A 22,748-nucleotide genomic window follows, 5' to 3' on the forward strand; every position below is an offset into this window, starting at 1 on the left:
AGGGGAGGTTGCCGTGAAGAACATCCAGATCAAGCCTTTGGCGAGGCATGTGCGTGTGGCCTTGCTCGCCGGCGCGGCGGCGCTGAGCGCGAGCGGCGCGGCGTTGGCAGCGGACGCGCCCGCTGCCGATGACGCCGCATCCGCTGCACAGGAGCAGGCCCCGCCTGCGGCGCCGGCGCCGTCTGCGGCGACCGACGCCGCACAGCAGCTCGGCAACATCACCGTCACCGCGCAGAGCCGCACGCAGCAGGTGCAGGAAGTGCCGATCGCGATGCAGGTGGTCACGGCCGCGCAGATCGACAAACTCGCCGCTACCGATCTGGCCAAGATGGACATGTACATCCCCGGCCTCTCGGTCAGCGGCGAACAGCCGACGCAGCCGAACTTCAACCTGCGCGGCATCGGCGCCTCGGACTTCGGCATCGGCACCGATTCGCCGGTCGGCATCTACGCCAACGGCGTCTACATGGGCAAGACCGGCGGCGCGCTGATGATGTTCAACGACATCGAGCGCGTCGAAGTGCTGAAGGGACCGCAAGGCACGCTGTTCGGCCGCAACAGCGCGGCCGGCGCGATCTCGATCGCGACCGTTGCGCCAGGCTCGGAATTCGAAGCGCAGGCGCGCACGCGCCTGGGCAATCACGGTCAGCGCTATCTCGACGGCGTGTTGAACCTGCCGATCAGTCAGGACATCGCCATGCGCGTGAGCTTCGTCGACAACCAGAGCGACGGCTGGCTGCGCGACGCGGTCAACGGCCGCAACTACAAGAAAGACAACGACTGGGGCCTGCGCACGCAACTGCAGTGGAACGGGCCGGGCGACACCGTGGTCAATCTGGCGTGGGAGCACGAACGCCTCAAGCAGCCCTCGCGCCCGGCCATCGGCGTAACGCGTCTGCCCGACTATCCCGAGCTGCCGCCGATCGTGCCCGATGTCACCACCTACCTCGATCCGCGCAAGGCGCCGGTATTGAACGACGTGAACGACAATCGCGAGTCGCGCACGTTCGACTCGTTCGTGTTGCGCGTCGAGCATCCGTTCTCGTTCGGCGACTTCACCTCGCTGACTTCGTTCCAGCGCTTTCACACCTACAACCGCGCCGATCAGGACGGCACCAACCGCCTCTATCTCTACCTCGACGACGTCAACATCGAGCGCCACAAGAGCTGGTCGCAGGAGTTCAAGCTGGCCGGCAAGACCGATCTGGCCGATTGGGTCGGCGGCGTCAGCTGGTACAAGGACGACGGCCGTCAGACCAGCCAGATCAACCTGTTCACCAACAGCATCGACACCCTGCTCAACAACATCGGCGCCGCGCCGGGCGGCTTGTACGGCCCACTGACGCAAGGCCTGCAAGCCGCCGGCTTCCAGTACTCGCTGCTCGGCGATCCGTGGCAGGAGAACATGAACAACCGCGGCGTGGCCACGGCCGCGGCGATCTACGGCGACGTGATCTGGCACATCACCGACCGCCTCAATCTGACCACCGGCGCGCGCTTCACGCGCGACGAACGCGATTTCAGCTGGTACACGCCGCCGCGCATCGCCAACGAGCTGGATCGGACCTTGCTCAGCCTGCAGGCGCTCGGACTGCTCGACGCGCTCGGCGTGCCGATCGAAACCTTCCAGCAGAACATCTATTTCGTCACGCCCTCGACCTTGAATCATCCGGTCAAGCTCAACCGCAGCTGGAACGACACCAGCCCGCGCGTGGTGCTCGACTACAAGCTGACGCCGGACATCATGCTGTACGCCTCGGCCACCAAGGGCTATCAATCCGGCGGCTTCAACGCGCTCGAAGTCGCTTCGGTGTACCGCCCGCAGACGGTGCGCAACTACGAAGCCGGCATCAAGAGCTGGTTCCCCGACTACAAGCTGCTGCTCAACGCGTCGGTGTACTACTACAAGTATTCCAATCTGCCGAACCTGACCTTGGTCTCCAACGGCGGCGGCAGCGGCGAGGACTTGCCGCAGTACCAGATCATTCCGAGCGACCAGGAAGCGAAAGGTCTGGAATTCGAGGCGCGCTGGCAGGCGACAGAGAGCCTGCGCGTGACCGCGGCCGCGGCCTACATCAACCAGACCTACAAGAAGTACCTCACTTCGGAGGGGCGCGACTTGTCCGGCGAGGCCACCGGCCTGCCGCTGTGGTCGGGCACGCTCGGCCTCGACTACATCGTGCACCAGGTGTTCCACGGCGATCTCGATTTCACCTTGCAAGGCGCCTTCACCGGCAAGCAGCGCTGCAACGCCGACTCGGCCCTGCAAGGCACCTGCATCCGCGGCCTGCCGTTCAAGACCGGCGATCGTCAGACGCGCGCGGATTTCCGCGTCGGCTGGTCGTCGCCGAACTTGCCGTGGAGCTTCGCGGTGTTCGTCAACAACGTGTTCGACAAACGCTACGTCACCGGTCTCAACAACATCAGCACTTCGGTGCTGGGCACCACCAGCGCCAACATCACGCCGCCGCGGTTGTGGGGCGTGGAAGCGGCGGTGCGGTTCTGAGGAACCGGCCACATGCGTTCTCCCTCTCCCGCAAGCGAGAGAGGGAGAACGGCAGGCATGCTTGGGATCGGCGCTTCATCCGGGAAATCCGCTCGAACGCGATCGTCATACGGCATCAGGCAAAATAGCCGCTCGACCGCCCTGCTCCGAGCCCGCCATGATCCGATTCCCTTCGCGCGACCGCCTCGCGCCGCTGAGTCTGTTGCTTGCCGCCGCGTTGAGTGCCTGCGCATCGGCGCCGCCGACGCCTAAGACCGCCGCGGCGGCGAAAGCCGCCGTGCCCGAAGGCGCGCGCGCGACGCTGGCCTTGCTCGAATCGACCGACCTCCACTCCAACGTCCGCAGCTACGACTACTACCAGCTCGCCGACGATCCCTCGCTCGGTTTCGAACGTCTGGCGACGCTGATCAAGCAGGCGCGCGCGCAGTACGAAAACTCGTTGCTGTTCGACGCCGGCGACACGATCCAGGGCACCGCGCTGGCCGACTATCAGGCGCTGGTCAAGCCGATCGGCTGCGACGAAGAACTCGCCATGTACCGCGCGATGGACGCGCTCGGCTACGACGGCGGCACCGTCGGCAATCACGAGTTCAACTACGGCTTGCCGTTCCTTGCGCAAGTCACCAAGAATCCGATGAACGTCGACGGCGTCTCGCCGCAGCGCTGCAAAGGCCCCAATTACCCGCTCGTGCTGTCGAACGTGTTCAGCGCCCGCGACGGTCAGCCGATCTACGCGCCGTACGGCTGGGTCAACGCCAAACTGAAATACCGCAGCGCCGACGGCCGCGCCGGCGAGGACGATCTGCGCGTCGGCCTGCTCGGCTTCACGCCGCCGCCGATCCTGCAATGGGACAAGCGCAACCTCGAAGGCAAGCTCACCACCAAGGGCCTGGTCGAAGCGGCGCGCGAATACTTGCCCAAGCTGCGCGAACAGAACGCCGATCTCGTCGTCGCGATCTCGCACGGCGGGCTCGACGCCTCGCCCTACAGCGACCAGATGGAGAATGCGAACTGGTACCTCGCGCAAGAACCCGGCATCGACGCGCTGCTGCTCGGCCATTCGCACGCGGCGTTCCCCGATCCCGGCAATGCGAAATCGCGCTTCGCCAACATGCCCGAGGTCGACAACCAGCGCGGCTTCGTGCACGGCAAGCCGGCGGTGATGGGCAGCTTCTGGGGCAAGGGCTTGGGTGTGATCGAGCTGGCCCTGGTGCGCAAAGACGGTCGCTGGCAGATCGATCCGGCGGCGACACATTCTGAAGTGCGCAGCATCAAGCAAGCCGACGGCCGCTTCGTCGAGCCCGATCACGAAATCGCCGCGCTGGTCGAGGACGTGCATCAGGCGACGATCCGCTACGTCTCCACGCCGATTGGTGACAGCGACTTCGCGATGACCAGCTACTTCGCCGACGTCGGTGACGTCAGCGCGCTGCAACCGGTCAACAGCGCGCAGCGCGAGTACGTCGAACGCTATGTCGCCAAGAACCTGCCGCAGTACGCGGACGTGCCGGTGTTATCGGCGGCGGCGCCGTTCAAGGGCGGCTTCGGCGGCGCGGCCGACTACACCGACATTCCGGCCGGCCCGCTGGCGATCCGCAACGCGGCCGACTTGTACCTGTACCCGAACACGCTGACCGCAGTGAAGACCGACGGCAAAGGCGTCAAAGCCTGGCTCGAGCACTCGGCCGGCCGCTTCAATCGCATCGATCCGAACCAGACCGAGCCGCAGGAGCTGGTCAACCGCAAGTACGTCGGCTACAACTTCGACGTGCTGCAGGGCGAGCTGCGCTACGAGATCGACGTGACCCAGCCCGAAGGCTCGCGCATCCGCAACCTGCGCCATCGCGGCAAACCGATCGACGATGCGCAGCCGTTCCTGATCGTGACCAACAACTACCGCGCCAGCGGCGGCGGCCATTTCCCCGGACTCGACGGCAACAACATCGTGCTGTCGGCGCCGGACGCGAACCGCGACGTGCTGATCGAATGGGTGAAGCAGCGCAAGCACCTCACGCGCAAACAGGACGGCTCCGATCGCAGCTGGCGTTTCGCGCCGGTGAAGACCAAAGGACCGGTCGTGTTCGCGTCGGCGGTCGGCAAGCTGGATCAGGCCAAGGCGGCCGGACTCCGCGGCCTGCGCCAGCTCAAGGACAACGGCGACGGCAAGGCGACCTACGCCATCGACCTCGCCGCGCCGCGCTGAGCCATCCGTGATGCACACCATGCACGTTTCACGAACGCTGGGATAAAGTCCGCGCGCGGCCGTTCCAGCCGCGCCGAAGGGGAGCTCGCCGATGTACCGTTTGCTGCGCCTATTACCTGTTTGCGTTCTGCTCGCCGCCTGCAGCGCCACTCCACCGCCGAAGAAGCCGAGCGCGGCCGAGGTGGCTGCGGCCGCTGCCAATACCCGCTTCGCCGACCTCTCGCAGCGCTGGCTCGACGGCTACTTCAGCCTCTCCCCGGTCGCAGCGACGCAAACCGGCGAGCATCGCTACGACGCCGAGTTGGACGATCTCAGTGCGGCCGGTCGCCAGCGCGGCCTCGAATTCTCGCGCAGCATGCTGAGCGAACTCGAACAGATCGACCGCAGCACGCTCTCGCGCGCGAATCAGGTCGACTACAGCATTCTGCGCAACCAGTTGCGTTCGGACATCTGGAGCACCGAGACGCTGCAGAGTTGGGCGTGGGACCCGATGATCTACAGCCAGCTCGCCGGCGGCGCGCTGTACAGCCTGACCGCACGCGAGTTCGCGCCGCTGCCCGATCGCCTGCGCGCAGCCACCGCGCGCATGGAAAAACTGCCGGCGCTGTTCGAGCAGATGCGCACGAACCTCGATCCGGCGCGTGTGCCGAAGATCCACGCCGAGACGGTGGCGAAGCAGAACAAGGGCGTGCTCAGCCTGGTCGACAGCCAGATCGCGCCGCATGCGAAAGAACTGCCCGAGGCCGACCGCAAGCGGCTCGAGGCAGCGATCGCCGGTCTGCGCAAGGCCGTCGCGCAGAACCAGACCTGGCTCGATCGTCAGCTGGTGCCCAAGGCCAAGGGCGACTTCCGCCTCGGCGCCGAACGCTACGACGCCAAGCTCGCGTTCGCCTTGAACTCGCCGCTGACGCGCGCCGACATCCGCAGCCGCGCCGAAGCCGCGCTGCAGAGCACGCGCGAGGAGATGTACGGCATCGCACGCAAGGTGCTTGCCGGCAAGCGCAAAGCGCCGCCGTTGCCGGAAAAGCCGACTCCCGCGCAGCAGCAGAAAGCGATCCAGGCGGCGCTCGAACTCGCCTACGCCGAACGGCCCAAGCGCGACGAAGTCATCGCGACGGCCGAAGCGGCGCTCAAGCGCGCTACCGATTTCGTGCGCAGCAAGGACATCGTCGGCCTGCCGGACGCGCCGCTGAAAATCATCCCGATGCCGGAATTCCAGCGCGGTGTCGCGCTCGCTTACTGCGATTCGCCCGGTCCGCTCGACAAGGGTCTCGACACGTTCTACGCGGTGTCGCCGATCCCGAGCGACTGGACCAAGAAACAGGTCGACTCCTTCCTGCGCGAATACAACACGCGTTCGATCGAGGAACTGACCATCCACGAAGCGATGCCGGGCCACTACCTGCAGCTGTGGCATTCCAACAAGTATCCGTCGGTGCTGCGTGCGGTGCTCTCGTCCGGTCCGTTCATCGAAGGCTGGGCGGTATTCACCGAGAAGGTGATGGCCGACGAGGGCTATCTCGACAACGATCCGCTGTACCGCCTGGTGCACCTCAAATGGGATCTGCGCGCGGTCGCCAACGCGCTGCTCGACCAGGCCATCCACGTCGATGGCATGACGCGCGAACAAGCGATGAAGCTGATGACGGTGCAGACCTTCCAGGAAGAACGCGAGGCGGCTGGCAAGTGGACGCGCGCGCGCCTGACCTCGACCCAGCTGCCGACCTACTTCGTCGGCTGGCAGGAGCATCTGGACCTGTACGGCGAGACCAAACAGCGCTGGGGCGACGGTTTTGCGCTGCGCCGCTACAGCGACACGGTGCTGTCGTTCGGCTCGCCGCCGGTGCGCTATGCGCGTGCGCTGATGTTGGATGAAGCGATCGATTGATCGTCAGCTGTGACCTCTTCCGCTCGCGGAAGAGGTCACAGCTGCTTCCGGCGGCTGAAGGTCAGCGCAGGATGCGGAACGGATCAGGGATAGCGCAGTCGCGCTGAAGGCGCGTGCGAGGGCCGAGGCCGCCACAAGCGGCCGAGGGCTGAGACACGGTCGAGTATCGTCCTCAGACGACACGAGGGATGGGAGAGCGCACGATGGATGGTTGCTTGCTCGGAGTAGATCACCCCGTCTGCCCTCACCCCAACCCTCTCCCGCAGGCGGGAGAGGGAGAACGGCTGGAGGCGGTACGCCGATCGGAGCGCGTAGGCGCCGTACTTACTTCACGTGAACCGTGATCTTCTTCGACACGATCGGCGGATCGAACTGCACGTGGCGGGTGTCGCCGAAATCGAGCTGCAAGGTGTGCGTGCCCGGCTCCAGCGTGATGGTGTCTTCGGTCTGGCCCTTGCCGTAATGCTTGTGGGTGGCGTCGTTGGGGATCGGCATGTCCAGCGGCGGCAGTTCCTTGGCGTCGATCAGGAGATGGTGATGGCCGGTGTCGGGCGTGGTGTCGCCAGCCGGCTTGATCTCGATGCCCTTGACGCCGAACTTGACGGTAAGCTCGCGGCCGACCGTGGCGCCGTCTTTCGGCTCGATGAAGAACACCTTCGCGCCCTTCGGCGCCTTCTCACGCACGATGCCGGTAGCAGCGGCGGGCGCGGCGTGCGAAGCCGGATGTCCGGCGTCCTGCGCGGCCGTCGCAAAACCGCTGCCGAGCAGCAAGGCCGCGGCCATCAACGAAATCGAGCGCATGATCGTTTCTCCGTTCGATGAAAGAGGCGGCATCATAGCGCCGCCGCCCCTGTGCGGATTGTTAATTGCGGCAGCGGCCACATCTGTCGGCGGAGCATCGATTCGTCCATGAACCCAACGCCCCCCGCCACCACCCTGTCCGTGCTGCGCCGCCTCTGGCCCGAGGTGTGGCGCTATCGGCGGCGCGTCGGCATCGCGCTGGTGCTGCTGGTCGCCGCCAAGCTCGCCAACGTCGGCGTGCCGCTGGTCTTGAAAGACTTGATCGACAGTCTCGACCTCAAGCCCTCGCCGCTGCTGATTCCGCTCGGCTTGCTGCTCGCCTACGGCGCGCTGCGGCTGTCGACCTCACTGTTCCAGGAACTGCGCCAGATCGTGTTCGCACGCGTGCTGGCGCGTACCTCGCGCAACATCACGCTGCGCGTGTTCGAGCATCTGCACGCGTTGTCCCTGCGCTTTCATCTCGACCGCCGCACCGGCGGTGTCGCGCGCGACGTCGAACGCGGCATGACGGCGACCTCGGACCTGCTCGACTGGACCATCTACACGATCCTGCCGACCCTGCTCGAAATCGCCCTGGTCAGCGCGATCCTGATCGCGCATTTCGACTGGAGCTTCGCTGCGATCACGCTGGCGACCCTGGTCACCTACATCGGCTTCACCTTCGCCGTCACCGAATGGCGCATGCGCTGGTATCGCGCGGCGAACAGCGCCGACACCGAGGCGAACGAGCGCGCGGTCGATTCGCTGCTCAACTACGAGACGGTCAAATACTTCGGCAACGAACGCCACGAATTCGCGCGCTACGACGCCAGCCTGATCAAGCTCGAAGAAGCCACCGTCCGCAGCCTGAAGACGCTGGCCGTGCTCAACGTCGGCCAGGCCGGCATCGTCGCGCTGGGACTGACCCTGCTGCTCTGGCGCGCGGCCGCCGGCGTCGCCGCCGGCACCATGACGCTCGGCGACTTCGTGCTGGTCAATGCATTCCTGCTGCAGTTGTCGGTGCCGCTGAACTATCTCGGCATGGTCTATCGCCAGGTCAAGCAGTCGCTGATCAACATCGAGCGCATGCTCGCCCTGCTCGCCGAACAGCGCGAGATCGAGGACGCGCCGGACGCGCCGCCGCTCGCCGTCCGCGGCGGCGAAGTACGCTTCGAGCAGGTCGACTTCGCCTACGATCCGGCGCGGCAAATCCTACGCGGCGTCGACTTCCACATTCCGGCCGGACATACGCTGGCCGTGGTCGGCACCACCGGCGCCGGCAAGTCGACGCTGGCGCGGCTCTTGTTCCGCTTCTACGACGTCGGCAGCGGCCGCATCACCATCGACGGACAAGACATCCGCGCCGTGCGGCAAGACAGCCTGCGCGCGGCGATCGGCATCGTGCCGCAGGACACCGTGCTGTTCAACGACACGATCTACTACAACATCGCCTACGGCCGGCCGGACGCGAGCCGCGAGGAAATCTTCGCCGCGGCGAAGGCGGCGCACGTGCACGCGTTCATCGAGTCGCTGCCGCAGGGCTATGAGACGACGGTCGGCGAGCGCGGGCTGAAACTCTCGGGCGGCGAGAAGCAACGCGTCGCGATCGCGCGCACCCTGCTGAAGAACCCGGCCTTCTTGGTGTTCGACGAAGCGACCAGCGCGCTCGACACGCGCACCGAGAAGATCATTCAGCACGAACTGGCCGAAATCGCCGAGCACCGCACCACCCTGATCATCGCGCACCGCCTGTCGACCATCGTGCACGCCGACCAGATCCTGGTGCTCGAACACGGCCGCGTGGTCGAGCGCGGCACCCACGAAGAGCTTTTGGCCGAACGCGGCCGCTACGCGCATTTGTGGAATTTGCAACAACGCGAACAGATCGCGGCGACGTCCGAAGCGGCTGTCCAAGTCTGACAACCGGCGTCAGCTTGCGCGGCGCCGAAGCTGCGCATCCTCGTTTCCGGCCCGGCATGTTCCTTGCTGCCGCACCACCGTCACATTCGACGGAAGCGGCATGATCAAGACCACGACGCACACGCTCTGCCTGGTCGGCGCAGACGAACCGCTGCGCGCCCGCGTCGGCGCGCTGCTGGAGGAACCGCGCCTGCGCAGCCGCTGGCGCATGGCCGAACGCGCGGCCGCCGAGCTGCTCCTGATCGACACTGAATCGGTCTACGGTCACATGGATTGGCTGCGCGAAAAAGCGAACGGCCGCCTGGTCGCCGCCTGCACCGCGCAGCCCGACGCGCACAAACACGAACTGCGCCTGCCCAAGCCGGTGCTGGCGGCGGATTTCGTCGCGCTGCTCAACGAGATCGGTACGCAGTTGAGCGCGAACGCGCCCGTTGCGGAAATTCCGCGCCCTGCCGAAGCAGCACCCGTCGTCGAAGTGGCAGTGCCGCCCGTCTCCAATTCGCTGCTCGATCTGCTCGAAGGCGCTGCCGCGGCGGTCACGCCGATCCGACTCGCCGCCGCAGGACTTCCGGCCTTGTTGCTCGACCCGTCCACGCGCTCCTGGTACGCCGAGGGCGGCTTGAAATCGCTGGCCGGCTGGTGCACGCGCAGTATCGCCGCGAGCGAGATCCAGCCGCTGACACCCGGCGAATTCGAGACTGCTGCGGCGAATCTGCCCGCGCAACCGTACCCTCGCCTGCTCTGGCTGGCGCACCTGCTGCGCGGCGGCGGCCGGCTCGATGCCCGCCTCGATCCGGCCGCGCGCTACCGGCTTTCCGCCTGGCCGCAAAGCGAGCGCGAGTTTCCCAAACACTTCCGCATCGCCACCGCGATGCTGCGCGAGGCCGCCACCCTGGAAGAGATCGCCGGCCACAGCAGCGCCACTCAGGGCGATGTCGCCGACTTCATCAACGCCTATCATGCGGTCGGCTACGTCGAAGTCACCGCCGCGGCGCCGGCCGCCGAGTCGGCGCAGCGCGGCCTGTTCGCGCGCATGCGAAAAACTTCGGCGAGTTAGTTGACGAGCGGGCGTCCTGTCACTATTCTCCCGCGTCTTTCCCGGGGCCATAGCTCAGCTGGGAGAGCGCTACAATGGCATTGTAGAGGTCGCCGGTTCGATCCCGGCTGGCTCCACCAAGTTTCGGTTTTCGTGTTTTTTGCAGTACGGTTTTCCTAAGCGTCCCCATCGTCTAGAGGCCTAGGACACCGCCCTTTCACGGCAGTAACAGGGGTTCGAATCCCCTTGGGGACGCCATTAGGTGAAGGGCGAAACGGATCAGGATGATCCGCTTGGTTTGTACGGCGCAGTGCACTACACTCGCCGACCCCGTGAAGCGCTGGATGCGCCGAACGGATGTGAATGACGCGGAGCGGTAGTTCAGCTGGTTAGAATGCTGGCCTGTCACGCCGGAGGTCGCGGGTTCGAGTCCCGTCCGCTCCGCCACACATGCGCCGGTTTGGAGGCTAAATCTCCAAACCGGCTTTTTTATGCCCGACATCCGGCGATTTCCGCGATTGCGACCTGACTCTTTCCGGCCTTTCCCGCCGCCATTCTCTGAAATTGGCCCGCTGTCTCTCGCGGCCGATTTTGCGAGTCCGGTTCCCTTTCCTTCCCTCTGCAAAGCGGCGTGGGTTAGTGCCGGGTGGCCGCTACTTGTTGCGGCGCAGACGCGCGAAACTCGACCAAAGAAGCAGGCTTCGCTCAGCGCGGCATATCGTAGAGACGACGCTGCTCGTCCCAATCCAGTGGCGGGAGCCGCTTCAGCGATTTCACGGTGAACCCGACCGGCTGCCGACCCTGGATAACCTTTTCGACGATGTCGGGCGCAAGCAGCGAAGCGTAGAGGATGCGGGAGACGTAGCGTTCATCGAGATTCTCGACTTGGGCGATCTCGCGCAAGGACGATCGCTGCCCCCTCGTGATCTGCTCGTACCAACGTCGCCCTCGGGCGATCAGCTTGATTAGCGTCTTGTCGACGACGCCGGCCTCATTGCCGCTCGGGTCGTTGGCGACAACCAGCCTCAGATCGTGGCCGGTTCGGTACAGGCGAGCTCGGATCTGGAGCGTGAACGTCGTCGCTCCTTCGTCTGGCGGCATGTCCAATGCTTGTCGGACGACCTGCCGGTCCAACGTCAATTCGATCGCATCCGGTCGGACCACAACACGAGTGAGGACGGCGCGATAGAGGCTCCAATCGGCCCGGTCGCTATCACAGCCGGCCGCAAGCCGCCGGGAGCTCGCCAGGAGATGTTCTCGATGGGTCGTCGTGTCGTCGGTGGTCGTCAGCGTGTCCAGAATCTCATTGGGGCTCTCGAAGTAGGACGCCAACCGGTCGGCGACCTGCCGCTCCAGTGCTTCGGCCGGTATACGGCCTTGCTTGCGATCGTGGCCTTGGTCGTCCTCCTTGCGGGAGACGTAGTACCGATAGCGACGACCGCCCTTCGTCGTATGAACCGGTTCGTAGCGTCGTCCGAGGTCGTCGGTGAGCAGGCTGCGCAGGGGGTTCGTCGGCTTCGCGCGTTCGCCGGCAGAGCGTTGGCGCGTTCGATCACGTGTCGCCTGGACGGCGTTCCAAAGAGCTTCGTCGATGATCGCCTCGTGCTGTCCGACGTGAACCTGTCCCTTATGGCTGATCTCGCCGCGGTAGATGCGATTGCCGAGGATCGCAAACAGCGCGCCGTTCGAGAACGCGCAGCCGCCCGTCTCGTCACCGTTTCGGCGTGTGCGCGACTTGCTCGTGATGCCTTCGGCGGCGAGCGTCGCCTTGATCTTCTCGACATTGCCGAGATCCCGATAGAGCTCGAAGACGCGATGAACGCGCTTGGCCTCCCCTTCGTTGATGATCAGCCGACGATCGATGGAGTCATAGCCGATCGGCACGTAGCCGCCCATCCACATGCCCTTCTTCTTCGAGGCTGCGATCTTGTCGCGAATGCGCTCGCCCGTGACCTCGCGCTCGAACTGGGCGAAGGACAGCAGCACGTTCAAGGTCAAGCGGCCCATCGAGGTCGTCGTATTGAACGACTGCGTGACCGAAACGAACGAAGCGCCGCGCGCGTCGAGACGCTCGACCAGCTTCGCGAAGTCGCTCAGGGAGCGCGTCAGGCGATCGACCTTATAGACGACGATCAGGTCGATCTTGCCGACCTCCAGATCGGCGAGGAGCTGGGTCAACGCGGGTCGATCTAACGTACCGCCCGAAAAGCCACCGTCGTCGTATCGGGTTGGAACCATCTTCCAGCCTTCGTGGCGCTGGCTCTGGATGTAAGCCGCGCACGCTTCGCGTTGCGCGTCGAGCGAATTGAAGTCCTGGTCGAGCCCCTCCTCTGAGGACTTGCGGGTATAGATGGCGCAGCGAAGTGGGCGGCTCATGCGGAAGCCCTCCCGGCCGGCTTCGATCGCGATTTCTTCAGCCCGAAGAACCGCGGACCTGACCAGTGCGCACCGGTGATCGCTTCAGCGACCTCGCTGAGACTCCGATATGATTTGCCGCGATAAGCAAAGCCACGCTCGAGCACTGTGACTTCGTGCGTAATGCCGTTCCAACTGCGAACCAAGCGCGCGCCGAGACGCAGCGTTGGCGATGATTGCGCAGACATAGCCTCCGAATTCCTACCATCCGTTCCGATCGCCGCCAGCAATGTCCTCTGAGATACCCGCGGGAGGTCGCCGCGCATCCGAACTTGCAAGCCATACGTGAGCAACCGGACCAGTAACTCGCGCTTGGCGCCTGGCGGCGGCGAGACGCAGAAGGTTTTCAGCCACAACGACATCAGTGCGCCGAGATCGATGTCGGCAAGGGTCGTCAACGAATAGCGTAAACGGGCCATGAGAGAACTCCGGTTCAAACCGTGGCCATTGACGCTCGGCTGACCGATAAAAGCGAATCGGGTATGTTGCCATGCAACAACCTCGGAACGCCCTCGTCGCCTTTACGCAACCAGAAAACGTTGAAACTGACGTGCGACCGTCACTCCAGGGTCAATACCGTAGCCTGAATGCTCCGAACCTAGCGCAGCTGTTTCGACGACGATGCTGCGTCCATGACCAGGCATATGATCGTTTCGAGCGGACTGCTGCTCACCAACACTACTAGCGCCGGATGCATCCTGTGGGCGTCGGCATAGAGCGATGAGGATTGAAACAGATCCTTCGGTGCGGCGAGGACGGCCTACGTCCGTCATGCGTTCCGACGCATACGGGCTGGGAAAAACGAATACGAGAGCCAGCGCCCTGGCTTGGTCAACGCTCCATCGAAGACCCGTCGCGAGTGCGCGGACCAGGCCGCCGAAATCTATGATGCCGAACTGCGTGGCTTGGACGCGCATTTCTTGGCAAGCACGTTCTCGTGCGGCCCGAACATCGTCACCTTGAAGATCCACGCTCCACAGGAGACGGTCGTTGGCACGAAATTCGAGGGCGAAGTACTTCGACGAATCCTCGTCAGCGCGTGCATCGCCTTGCAGACGGAGCGCATGAACTCCGACAGTGACCTGCCACCAAGCATCGGGCATCGTGAGCTGTGATCGGCGCATCCTGTTCATACTACGCTTGGATACTGCGCCATGGGCGTCAACATCTGATCACCTGCACAACGTGATCGACGACTACAGTCGCGTCCAAGCCGAACAAAGGCCGAGTGTCGACATACTCATGAGGACACCCTATGAAGCTCATAACCAGCCTTGATGAACTCTACGAAAATGTCGAGACGTTTCGCTCCTATCGCGATTCGATTGTTGAGGAAGAACGGGCCTTCTATCGAGACCTTCTTCCGGCGGGGCGGAATCTTGTCGCGATGAAGGTTCGTGGTCGCTGGGAGTTCTGCCCGAGCCGCTTCGCAGGCTATCGTCACAACACCTTCGCCAAGCACCATGCTAGTGAGGACAAGGACGGCCGCGATACGACCCCGAAGATTGATGAGCTGACTCACCTCAAGAATGAGTCTGATGCAGTACTCGAACTTGAATTTCAGCGTGTATGCGATCGTATTAGACGTCCGGCGCATCAACGAGAGCGAACATTTTGGCGACTTGAGCGACGTTCGATGCGCTCTCCATCCCAAGACCTGACGTTCTTCACGTTGGATCGACAGTACAACGAATGGTGTGTGAAGCATCCTGACCGATTTGTCTTGAACACGGATCATAGCTTCAGCCAGACCAACTCCGTACTCCACAAAGCGAGCTGCGATGTTCTGAAGAGAACCGCTGAGACAACGGCGGCTAACAAGGTCACGCAAGGCGACTATTATAAGATTGGCGCCAAAAGCCTCGCTGAGGCACGGCAGTGGCTGCGATCAAAGAAGCCGGCAACAAGCGCCCGGCTGTGCGGCATCTGCTTTCGCAATGAAATTATTGACCCTGGAGAGGATGGGAATTTTGGATTTCATCCCGGCGCTCTATATCATCGAAAGGATGACATCCACAGCCGCTTCGATGGACAGGCACAGGGCGGGATATCCACTCCCAAGAGGGCGCCCGTTGTCATTCTCTTCACTGGCGAAAGCGGACTTGGTCACGGTTACGACGACGAGTTCGACGACAAGGACGGTGTCTTCCACTACGTCGGTGAGGGCCAGACTGGCCCCATGCGTTTCCAAGGAGGCAACTTAGCTATTCGAGATCATCTAAAGAACGGGAGTGCGCTTCTTCTTTTTCGTGCGTTAGGAAAAAGCCAGCCATATCGCTATATGGGTCGCTTCGTGCTCGACAGTTGGTATGAAAAAGGGGACGTCCTTGATACACATGGTAGTCCTCGCACTGTCATTGTCTTCCGGCTTCGATCAACCTCTGCTGATCCGTTCTACGACACCAATGCCTCGGACGGCCCCTACGAACCAGTAGATTCGACATCAACGCAGGCGACCGTCGAAATTCGGACCAAGCAACGACTGTTCCGCGATCGACTGGCTCGTATTGAGGACGGATGCCGCGTCACAGGCATCCGTGACCTTCGGTTCCTGAGAGCGAGTCATATCAAGCCGTGGAGCCAGTGCACGCATGACGAAAAGGTCGACGGTAAGAATGGCCTCCTTCTGGCACCGCATCTGGACCTATTGTTCGATCGAGGATGGATCTCGTTCCTAGACAACGGCCAGCTCCTCGTTTCCAAAGACATGCCGCCAGGCGTACTCATGGCGCTCGGGATTGACTTGGATCGACCACGTTCCTTCGGCGCGTTCCATCCGGATCAGCGCCGCTACCTCGCTTTCCATCGAGAAAAGATATTCAAGAAGCAAAAAAAAGACTAAGTTTAGTTTGTCCATCTCTCCCAGCTGATCCGCATCCCCGTGGCTAACGCTGGTCATCTCCCTTCTACCTGAGCACTTCCCCCTACCCAGTCTTGGTGCCACCCGTAGTTGGAGATTTCGGCGATTTTTGGGTTGTCCGAAACGCCTTGGCGAAGGCAGCAGGCGTGACATCGCCGATGGACGAATGCGGGCGAAAGTGATTGTAGTCCTTCCTCCACGTTTCGATCTTCTCGCGCGCATCGTCCAGCGATAGAAACCAGTGCGCGTTGAGACATTCATCGCGCAGTGATCCGTTGAAGGATTCGATGAACGCGTTGTCCGTGGGCTTGCCTGAACGCGAGAAGTTGAGCGTGACGCCATGATCATAGGCCCAGCGATCGAGTGCGACACTAATGAACTCCGGCCCATTGTCGACCTGCACACGCTGCGGCTTCGACATCGATATGCCGAGGCGTTCCGTTGACGCTTAGCGCGATCAAGACAATACTCCGGTGCCTCGGGCGCGGCCATTACTCCCTGCCACCCGAGTTGACCACTTCATCACGAGTTCGTCTTGACCGAAGATGGTTATTTTTCCGCGCTTGCTCCGCAACGATCGCCGATGTGGCAGGCCGGCGAGACAGTTGATCCCGCAAGAGACTGCGACCATTCCAGCCTGCCTACAGCTTCGCCATCATCGCGATCAGCTTATCATTGCCTTCCCGAATGCCGCGCAGCGACTCCTCGAGTATGACAGAGCGCTCCGGATCGGCCTCGGCCCAGCGCGCGCGCTCTGCCTGCCATTCCCGCCTGCCATGCATCGGAAACCCGTCCTCGATCCGGCTGCGGTGGAAGCCGCGCGCACTGTTCGAGAGATACATGGCCTTCTGATAGGCGCGGAGGCGATCGGCGCCGCCCTTGCGCATCTCGGCCCGCGCGCGCCGCTTGGTCGAGCTCATTAGCTCCATGATCGACAGACCTGTGAAATGATTGAAGTCATCGCAGGCCTCGCTGCCGCCTTGGCTCCAGAGATAACGGCCATGCGGATACCAGAGGCCGTCCGGCATCTCGTAGAATTCCTGAGGCTTCAGCACAAAGTCGTCGGGCGACCCTTTCGCCGCGATCGTGAAGGCCGGCGGGCCATATGCGTCGATCCAGCTGATCGTCAGCGCCTGGACCTGCGTATCGTCGATCATGATCCCGTTGGGACCCTTGATACCGTCCAGGATCGACTTGGCATAATTGTCTAGATCGGCGGCCTCGTCGGTTTCGAGCACGGTCTGCACGTCGACGTGCAGCGTGATTTCAAGGTGGATTTCATTGGAGTAAAGCCAACGGTTCTTCAGCTCCGCCTGGATCGCCGAGCGGAATTCACCGCGCTTGGCAGCGCTGTTGCCGTACGGCACCGGCGCGAAATCAAACCGTTGCTGCCACTCGCCGAACATCGGGTTGACCCCGGCGTCGGCCCCTAGTCGCTCCAGCCGCAGTTGCTCATCGAACGACATTTCGTCAACCACTGGCAATCCTCCGTCATCTAGGTCACGCGGACGGCCGCGCTGTCAGCGCTTCCGGATAACAAGCTTGTCGCCACCACAGTTCGAGCAGACGTCTTTCTGCCGCTCGAATCCACCTGAGCCGGCTAGCTCCCGTGTCTTGCGATTGGCGTGTTACCGCACCGACAGTCCGAGCCGCTCACTGATGCAGTCGTCACATATCTGGCCGTGCGACAACCGCTCGATCAACCCACGAACCCGATCGAGCACGTCATCATAATCCCCCCTCGGCGAACATCTAGCCCGCGGCGCACGGAAGACCAACGGCCTTGACTGCCGTCCAGATCTACAATTGCCCAATGCCCCATTTTCCGGCGCGGGCGCTCCCGATCGCGTCGCAACGATGACGCCTCGTCTTCGGCCGAAGCAGCCCCAAAGGCCTTGATCGATGGCGGTCTGCCGCAAGCCTTCCTCTGCCGCGCAACGGCTACGCCATATGAAAGTGACAAAGGTCGAAATCGTGCTCCAATTGGAGGACGACGATGCGGTGGACAGTAAGGTTGCTCTGTTAGCAACGGCAGAAGGCGTACTTACCCCATCGATAACCCTCGATGCTGAGGACAAGAAGCTCGTTAAAGATTAGGAATTCTCCGCGTTCGGCATCGATCAGCAAACGCAATTAAAGAGTCACGACCTAACCACGGCGATTGTCGCTGCGTCCGACGGACTCAAAGTCGCTACCTCGCTTTCCATCGAGAACAGATATTCGAGAAGCACCGAAAGGACTAAGTTTAGCCCGATCTCTGCCAGCCGATCCGCATCCCCGTGGCTAACGCTGGTCATCCCCCTTCAACCTCAGTGCCGGTAGCGATCGCTTGGTAGATGTGTGCGAAATTGATCGCGCCACCGCGCGACGTTGGCCAGTATCTTAAAATCTCGGGCAGTCCAATCGTAGGCTGGAAGTGCTTACGATCCCTGGGGCAGTCCAAGCCGCGTGTTTCTACATCAGGATAATATCTCCCAATACAGAGCGAACGAGCTTGTACTGAGGAACGGACACGAAACGGAGGTAGGATCGCCATGAAGTTTTCGCGACTCAATCGCTATCGAACAGGTGGTGCTGGCAGCCATATGCGACTTAGTCTTCCTCTGCCACGTACTCCCGACGGGCGCATCTACCGCTTCTCGCCGAACGAGACGGCGCATCCACGTCATTTCATACTCGGTCAAGTCATTGCCGATATACCTTTGACGGATGCGCTGCGGGCAAGGATGAAGCTGGCGCCTAGGACGTCGCAGACTGTGTGCCCCTACAGCGGCACCATTGCTGACGACGATGCCTTCAGGCATCCGGACGACACTAAGGCCACCGTGGAGCTGGTCAAGCACGAGGCAGTCCAGGACGTCCAGGATGCTGTTGCAGACACGCTCAGGAACGCCTTCGGCGCGCAATCGAGCAAAGGTTCGGTCAGGATCACCGCTAACCTCAAGCGGAGCGTCTCCCGACCGAAGCCGCGCTTTGCTCGCCAAGATCTCATGCGCGAGCTGGTATGCGATCACTGCGGCCGCGACTACGGCGTCTTCGCGATAGGACTTTTCTGTCCGGACTGTGGTGCCCCGAATCTGAGGCTGCATTTCCTGCGCGAGGTCGAACTGGTCGACGACCAGGTGTCTCTCGCCAAGAGCGTCGACGCCGACAGCGAAGAACTCGCCTATCGGCTCCTGGGCAATGCCCACGAAGACGTGCTCACTGCATTCGAGGCAACGCTGAAAACTGTCTACATCTACCTCTATGGAAAGACGAAGGGCGACACCGGACCGCCCCCCAAGGTCAGCAACGACTTCCAGAACATCGATAAGGCGCTCAGGCGCTTCGAGGAACTCGACCTCGACCCGTTCAAGGCTCTCGCTGAGCCTGAACTCGCTGCACTGAAGCTCAACATCCAGAAGCGCCACATCATCGGCCACAATCTGGGCGTCGTGGACGATAAGTTCGCGACGCTCGCGAACGATGCCAAGGTCGGCGAGACTGTGCAACTCGTCGGCGAGGACATCAGGCAGTTTGCCGCGATCAGCCAGAAAGTCGTGGACCAACTCGACACCTGGCTGGGCGGTTCGCCATCGCCGACGATCGATCAGTCGCCGCTGCCTCTCGCACTCAAAGAGCCCGCCGTGAATCCTGACGATCCAAAGAATCTCATGGCGCTCGATCTCCAGATCTCGTTGCTCGCCCGCAAGATCGGGGTGTGGGTCGCCGAAAATTGCCCCGATGGCCAGCGTGATTTCGTCGACACTGAAAAGCTCCAAGCCACTTTCAACGAGAATACTGAAGCGGCTATCGAGGAAGCGATAGCCGAGCTTGAGGTGGATGGCTTCATCGAAACGAGCCTTACTCTCGGCGGCGGGTTGCCAAGTTTTCGCCCGACACTCGATCTCTACCTAACGTTTGACCGACCGGCGTTCGATCGGGACCCGATCGCAGATACAGCCAAGGTCGCCGAGCTGGTATTGTCTGGGCCGGACAGCGTCAGCGCCGAGGAGATCTTTGAGCAAACCGGCTGGGATGTGCGTCGATTCAACCCCGCGTTCGAACGCGTAGCTTCCGAGATACCGGATGGGCGCGTTGGCCGCGAATTCGACCCAAAGTTCACCGTGCGGTTCTTTCACCTATTGCCGGAGGACCGGGTACGTCTGAAACGACTGATCTCGCGCTTGAGGGGTTGAAGTCAAAAGCTCGGACGCGGTACCGCATAACTAGTGATGGCGCCTGCGCTCGAGAGCGCGGGACTCGAACCCTCGCCTCCGGATACGTGGACTGCTCGGACTCCTAGACACTTCCGGCCTATAATTGGACTGCCCCGGGGACCTCAGTTTTCAATTGATGTGACCTATGGAAGTATCCCGCGCACGACTTGTTGACTTATTGGTCGACCCTCGAGAGGAGCTCGACTTCGAAATCAAGAACTGGCTTGATCTCCAAGGATCAAACGATGATAAGGCCATCTTCGCGAAAGCGGTCCTGGCCCTTGCTAATCATGGCGGCGGATTTATCGCATTTGGACTGGAAGAGACGACTGCGGGCGTCGTGGAAGCACCCGGACGTCCTGCGACACTCGACGGTTACAACCAAGATCTAATCAACGGAATCGCGAAGAACTACTGCGATCCACAATTTCATTGTGCCGTGCACACCGTACGAAACCCGAATGGAGCGATCTTCCCCGTTGTCGTCGTTCCAGGCGGACACAAGGTTCCCATTCGAGCGCGACGCGCGGGTCCAAATGGCAATACTATCCAGAACAACGCCATCTACATTCGGCGGCCCGGACCGAGCAGCGAGACGCCTCAGAGCGCGCAAGATTGGGAAGATCTTCTGGCGCGCTGCCTCCGAAATCGCCGCGACGAGATGTTCGACCAGATCAGGGATCTGATCACCGGCGCAGTTCCCCAAGTGGATCAGACTCCAGAACCGCTCCTACTGGAAACATGGGCGCAAACGAGCCGGGAACGGTGGGAGCACCTGATTGCACCCCTTCCTGCTGATTCAGGTCCTCGCTTTCCCCTTGGACGATTCGGTGTCTCCTATGAAATCGACGGTCAGCGCAAGCAGATCGCCCCTGCGCAATTCCTCGACATACTCAGGCAAAGCGTGGTGCGCCATACCGGCTGGCCGCCATTCTGGGTGCCCACGCGGGAGGGAATAACCCCCTACCTGTTCGATGGCGCCGTCGAATGCTGGCTAGGCGGGGATCATCAAACGCCGCCGGAACAGCGGGATGCTGCGCACTCGGACTTCTGGCGCATCCATCCGCAGGGAATGGCTTATCTCCTCCGTGGTTACGACGAAGACAGCATGAGCGCGCCACATAACGGCCGAGATCAGCTCGAACCCGGCACAGCATTCGATATCACACTACCCGTCTGGCGAATCGGAGAGGTTCTACTCCAAGCGAGAAGCCTTGCGGAACATCTTTTTGAAGGGCCAACGACTATTCGATTCCTCGTCACGTATGAAGGACTCGCGGGCCGCTCGTTGATCAGCCTCAATAGGCGGCGTCACCTGTGGGGACGGGATATTGCGCATCAAGATGCGATCACGTTGAACACCCACGTCGATGCACAAGCGATTGACCCCAACCTTCCAGAGATCGTTCACCCTCTCTTGTCGCCACTCTACAGGCTATTCAACTTCTTTGAGCTTCCCATGGAGTTGGTTGTAGAAGAACTCGCCCAAATGAGATCGCGCCAGTTCTGACGGGGCGTCGAGATGTACCTGCCGACAGTGGAGGCACGCTGTTCGCTGAGCGTTCAGGAGAACCCTCTCTCGAAGATGGAGGCGCAGTCGGTCCGGCATTCGGTCCTACGGACCGTTCTCGCAGACTGTGAAAGCACTAAGAATGGACTTCCACCGGCGCCGTAGGCATTCCAGGCTTATGATTTTTAGCATAGGAGGAAGCCATGAGCGCCAAGCGTTTTACACCAGAGTTCAAGCAAGAAGCCGTTCGGCAGACCGTCGATCGCGGCCATTCCGTTTCGGAAGTCTCTGCGCGCATCGGCGTGTCGGCGCATAACCTGTATCAGTGGGTCAAGGTGGTCACACCGAACAAATCCGAGAAACAGGCGAGCGAACTGCTGGAAGCCAAGAGCGAGATCCTCAGGCTGCGCCGCACGGAAAGCGAGACATCCTAAAAAAACGGCGCGGTACTTCGCCAAGGAGCTCGAGTGAAGTACTGTTTCATCAACGAACATCGGCGGACGTATCGCGTGCTGATGATGTGCCAGGTGTTGCGCGCATCGCGTGCCGAATTCTATCGATGGCTGCACCATTCGCAATCGCAGCGTGCGATCGAGGACGAACGTCTGCGCGGGCTGATCCGCGATTCCTACGCTGCCAGCAGCGGCGTGTATGGATCACCTTGCGTCTTCGGCGATCTTCGCGAAGCCGGCGAGACCTGCCGCAAGCACCGCGAGGCACGTCTGATGCGACAGCAAAAGATTAAGGCGCTCGAGGCTACAAGGCGCCACGACACGCGGTCGGGCGCCCTTCGATCGTCGCACCCAACCGGCTCGAACTGCAGTTCACCGTCGACACGCCGGACACGGCATGGGTGACTGAAATCACCTACTTGCGCACCTGGCAAGGCTACCTGTATCTCGCCGTCGTCATCGACCTGCATTCGCGCAAGTTCGTGGGCCGATCGATGCAGCCGACGCTGGCACGCGAGATCGTTCTCCATGCACTACTGATGGCGTTGGACCACCGCTCGCCCATCCCGCCGGGATCGTGCACTCGGGCCAAGGCTCACAATACGGCAGCGATGATTGGCAACGCTTCTGCCGCGCTCATCAACTCCAACCCAGCAAGAGTCGGCGTGGCAATTGCTGGGACAGCGCCGTCGCCGAATCCCTCTTCAGCAGCTTGAAGAAGGAGCGCATCCGCAAGCACGTCTACAAAACTCACGACCTGGCGCGCGCCGATGTCTTCGACTACATCGAGGTCTTCTACAATCGCACGCGACGCTATACCCACCTCCGCGGCGTCAGTCCCGAGGCCTTCCAAAACAGGGCCGCGGCGTAAGGCTGGGACATGTCTGCGCTGCTGGGGGAAGCCCACCTTCGTCGTCATCTGCCGAAACAGCTCCCTGCGCGACGGTGCGGTCACCACTGTCAGCGCCGAAAGGATCTT

At 62.1% G+C, this 22,748-nt stretch carries 13 protein-coding genes, 3 tRNA genes and 2 pseudogenes; 13 read left to right on the forward strand and 5 right to left on the reverse strand.

All coding sequences use genetic code 11. From position 1 onward, the window contains the following. Window positions 1-13 precede the first annotated feature (13 nt). The 3 genes from AC3QL3_RS13315 to AC3QL3_RS13325 all read left to right on the forward strand — a co-directional run bounded on the left by AC3QL3_RS13315 (window position 14) and on the right by AC3QL3_RS13325 (window position 6,597). A complete protein-coding gene (locus AC3QL3_RS13315) occupies window positions 14-2,506 on the forward strand; it encodes a TonB-dependent receptor (RefSeq protein ID WP_492894357.1) in 2,493 nt (830 codons plus the stop codon). Between the two features lie 157 nt (window positions 2,507-2,663). After that, the gene (locus tag AC3QL3_RS13320; protein ID WP_492894359.1) at window positions 2,664-4,709 is read left to right on the forward strand and encodes a bifunctional 2',3'-cyclic-nucleotide 2'-phosphodiesterase/3'-nucleotidase; all 2,046 of its coding nucleotides are present in this window, start codon (window positions 2,664-2,666) and stop codon (window positions 4,707-4,709) included. Between the two features lie 91 nt (window positions 4,710-4,800). Next, window positions 4,801-6,597, forward strand: coding sequence for a DUF885 domain-containing protein (locus AC3QL3_RS13325; RefSeq protein ID WP_492894361.1), 1,797 nt, complete (start codon window positions 4,801-4,803; stop codon window positions 6,595-6,597). A 324-nt stretch (window positions 6,598-6,921) separates the two neighbouring features. Here AC3QL3_RS13325 and AC3QL3_RS13330 read toward each other — a convergent pair whose 3' ends face one another. Then, the gene (locus AC3QL3_RS13330) at window positions 6,922-7,398 is read right to left on the reverse strand and encodes a DUF4399 domain-containing protein (RefSeq protein ID WP_492894363.1); all 477 of its coding nucleotides are present in this window, start codon (window positions 7,396-7,398) and stop codon (window positions 6,922-6,924) included. Window positions 7,399-7,506: 108 nt separating this feature from the next. On the opposite strand from AC3QL3_RS13330, the gene AC3QL3_RS13335 reads away from it, so the two are divergent. The 5 genes from AC3QL3_RS13335 (at window position 7,507) to AC3QL3_RS13355 (ending at window position 10,780) form a co-directional block, all read left to right on the forward strand. Next, a complete protein-coding gene (locus AC3QL3_RS13335; protein ID WP_492894365.1) occupies window positions 7,507-9,297 on the forward strand; it encodes an ABCB family ABC transporter ATP-binding protein/permease in 1,791 nt (596 codons plus the stop codon). A 100-nt stretch (window positions 9,298-9,397) separates the two neighbouring features. Further along, window positions 9,398-10,354, forward strand: a complete 957-nt coding sequence (locus AC3QL3_RS13340; protein ID WP_492894367.1) for a hypothetical protein — start codon at window positions 9,398-9,400, stop codon at window positions 10,352-10,354. A gap of 43 nt (window positions 10,355-10,397) precedes the next feature. Further along, window positions 10,398-10,473, forward strand: a tRNA-Ala gene (locus tag AC3QL3_RS13345). 42 nt (window positions 10,474-10,515) lie between these two features. Beyond that, a tRNA-Glu gene (locus AC3QL3_RS13350) sits at window positions 10,516-10,591 on the forward strand. Between the two features lie 112 nt (window positions 10,592-10,703). Then, window positions 10,704-10,780 (forward strand) — tRNA-Asp (locus AC3QL3_RS13355). 258 nt (window positions 10,781-11,038) lie between these two features. On the opposite strand, the gene AC3QL3_RS13360 is transcribed toward AC3QL3_RS13355, so the two are convergent. Beyond that, the gene (locus tag AC3QL3_RS13360) at window positions 11,039-12,709 is read right to left on the reverse strand and encodes a recombinase family protein (protein ID WP_492894369.1); all 1,671 of its coding nucleotides are present in this window, start codon (window positions 12,707-12,709) and stop codon (window positions 11,039-11,041) included. Continuing rightward, window positions 12,706-13,167, reverse strand: a complete 462-nt coding sequence (locus tag AC3QL3_RS13365) for a DUF2924 domain-containing protein (protein WP_492894371.1) — start codon at window positions 13,165-13,167, stop codon at window positions 12,706-12,708. Before AC3QL3_RS13365 ends, AC3QL3_RS13360 begins: the two co-directional genes overlap by 4 nt. Window positions 13,168-13,575: 408 nt before the next feature. Between AC3QL3_RS13365 and AC3QL3_RS13370 the strand changes: the two genes are divergently transcribed. Both AC3QL3_RS13370 and AC3QL3_RS13375 read left to right on the forward strand, forming a co-directional pair. After that, entirely contained in the window at window positions 13,576-13,863 is a 288-nt protein-coding gene (locus AC3QL3_RS13370) for a hypothetical protein (protein ID WP_492894373.1), read from the forward strand. 140 nt (window positions 13,864-14,003) lie between these two features. Beyond that, on the forward strand, window positions 14,004-15,590 hold the full coding sequence (locus tag AC3QL3_RS13375) for an HNH endonuclease (RefSeq protein WP_492894375.1): 1,587 nt from the start codon (window positions 14,004-14,006) through the stop codon (window positions 15,588-15,590). 82 nt (window positions 15,591-15,672) lie between these two features. On the opposite strand, the pseudogene AC3QL3_RS13380 reads toward AC3QL3_RS13375, so the two are convergent. Both AC3QL3_RS13380 and AC3QL3_RS13385 read right to left on the reverse strand, forming a co-directional pair. Next, window positions 15,673-16,020: pseudogene (locus AC3QL3_RS13380) on the reverse strand (integrase core domain-containing protein); the annotation flags it as partial. A 229-nt stretch (window positions 16,021-16,249) separates the two neighbouring features. Further along, a complete protein-coding gene (locus AC3QL3_RS13385) occupies window positions 16,250-17,086 on the reverse strand; it encodes a RusA family crossover junction endodeoxyribonuclease (protein WP_492894377.1) in 837 nt (278 codons plus the stop codon). Window positions 17,087-18,142: 1,056 nt separating this feature from the next. On the opposite strand from AC3QL3_RS13385, the gene AC3QL3_RS13390 reads away from it, so the two are divergent. The 3 genes and pseudogenes from AC3QL3_RS13390 to AC3QL3_RS13400 all read left to right on the forward strand — a co-directional run bounded on the left by AC3QL3_RS13390 (window position 18,143) and on the right by AC3QL3_RS13400 (window position 22,640). Further along, on the forward strand, window positions 18,143-19,786 hold the full coding sequence (locus AC3QL3_RS13390) for a hypothetical protein (RefSeq protein ID WP_492894379.1): 1,644 nt from the start codon (window positions 18,143-18,145) through the stop codon (window positions 19,784-19,786). 166 nt (window positions 19,787-19,952) lie between these two features. Continuing rightward, window positions 19,953-21,317, forward strand: coding sequence for an AlbA family DNA-binding domain-containing protein (locus AC3QL3_RS13395; RefSeq protein WP_492894381.1), 1,365 nt, complete (start codon window positions 19,953-19,955; stop codon window positions 21,315-21,317). A 203-nt stretch (window positions 21,318-21,520) separates the two neighbouring features. Then, window positions 21,521-22,640 (forward strand): annotated as a pseudogene (locus AC3QL3_RS13400) (IS3 family transposase). Window positions 22,641-22,748 lie beyond the last annotated feature (108 nt).

The sequence above is a fragment of the Dokdonella sp. GW821-FHT11D02 genome, from assembly GCF_058808595.1.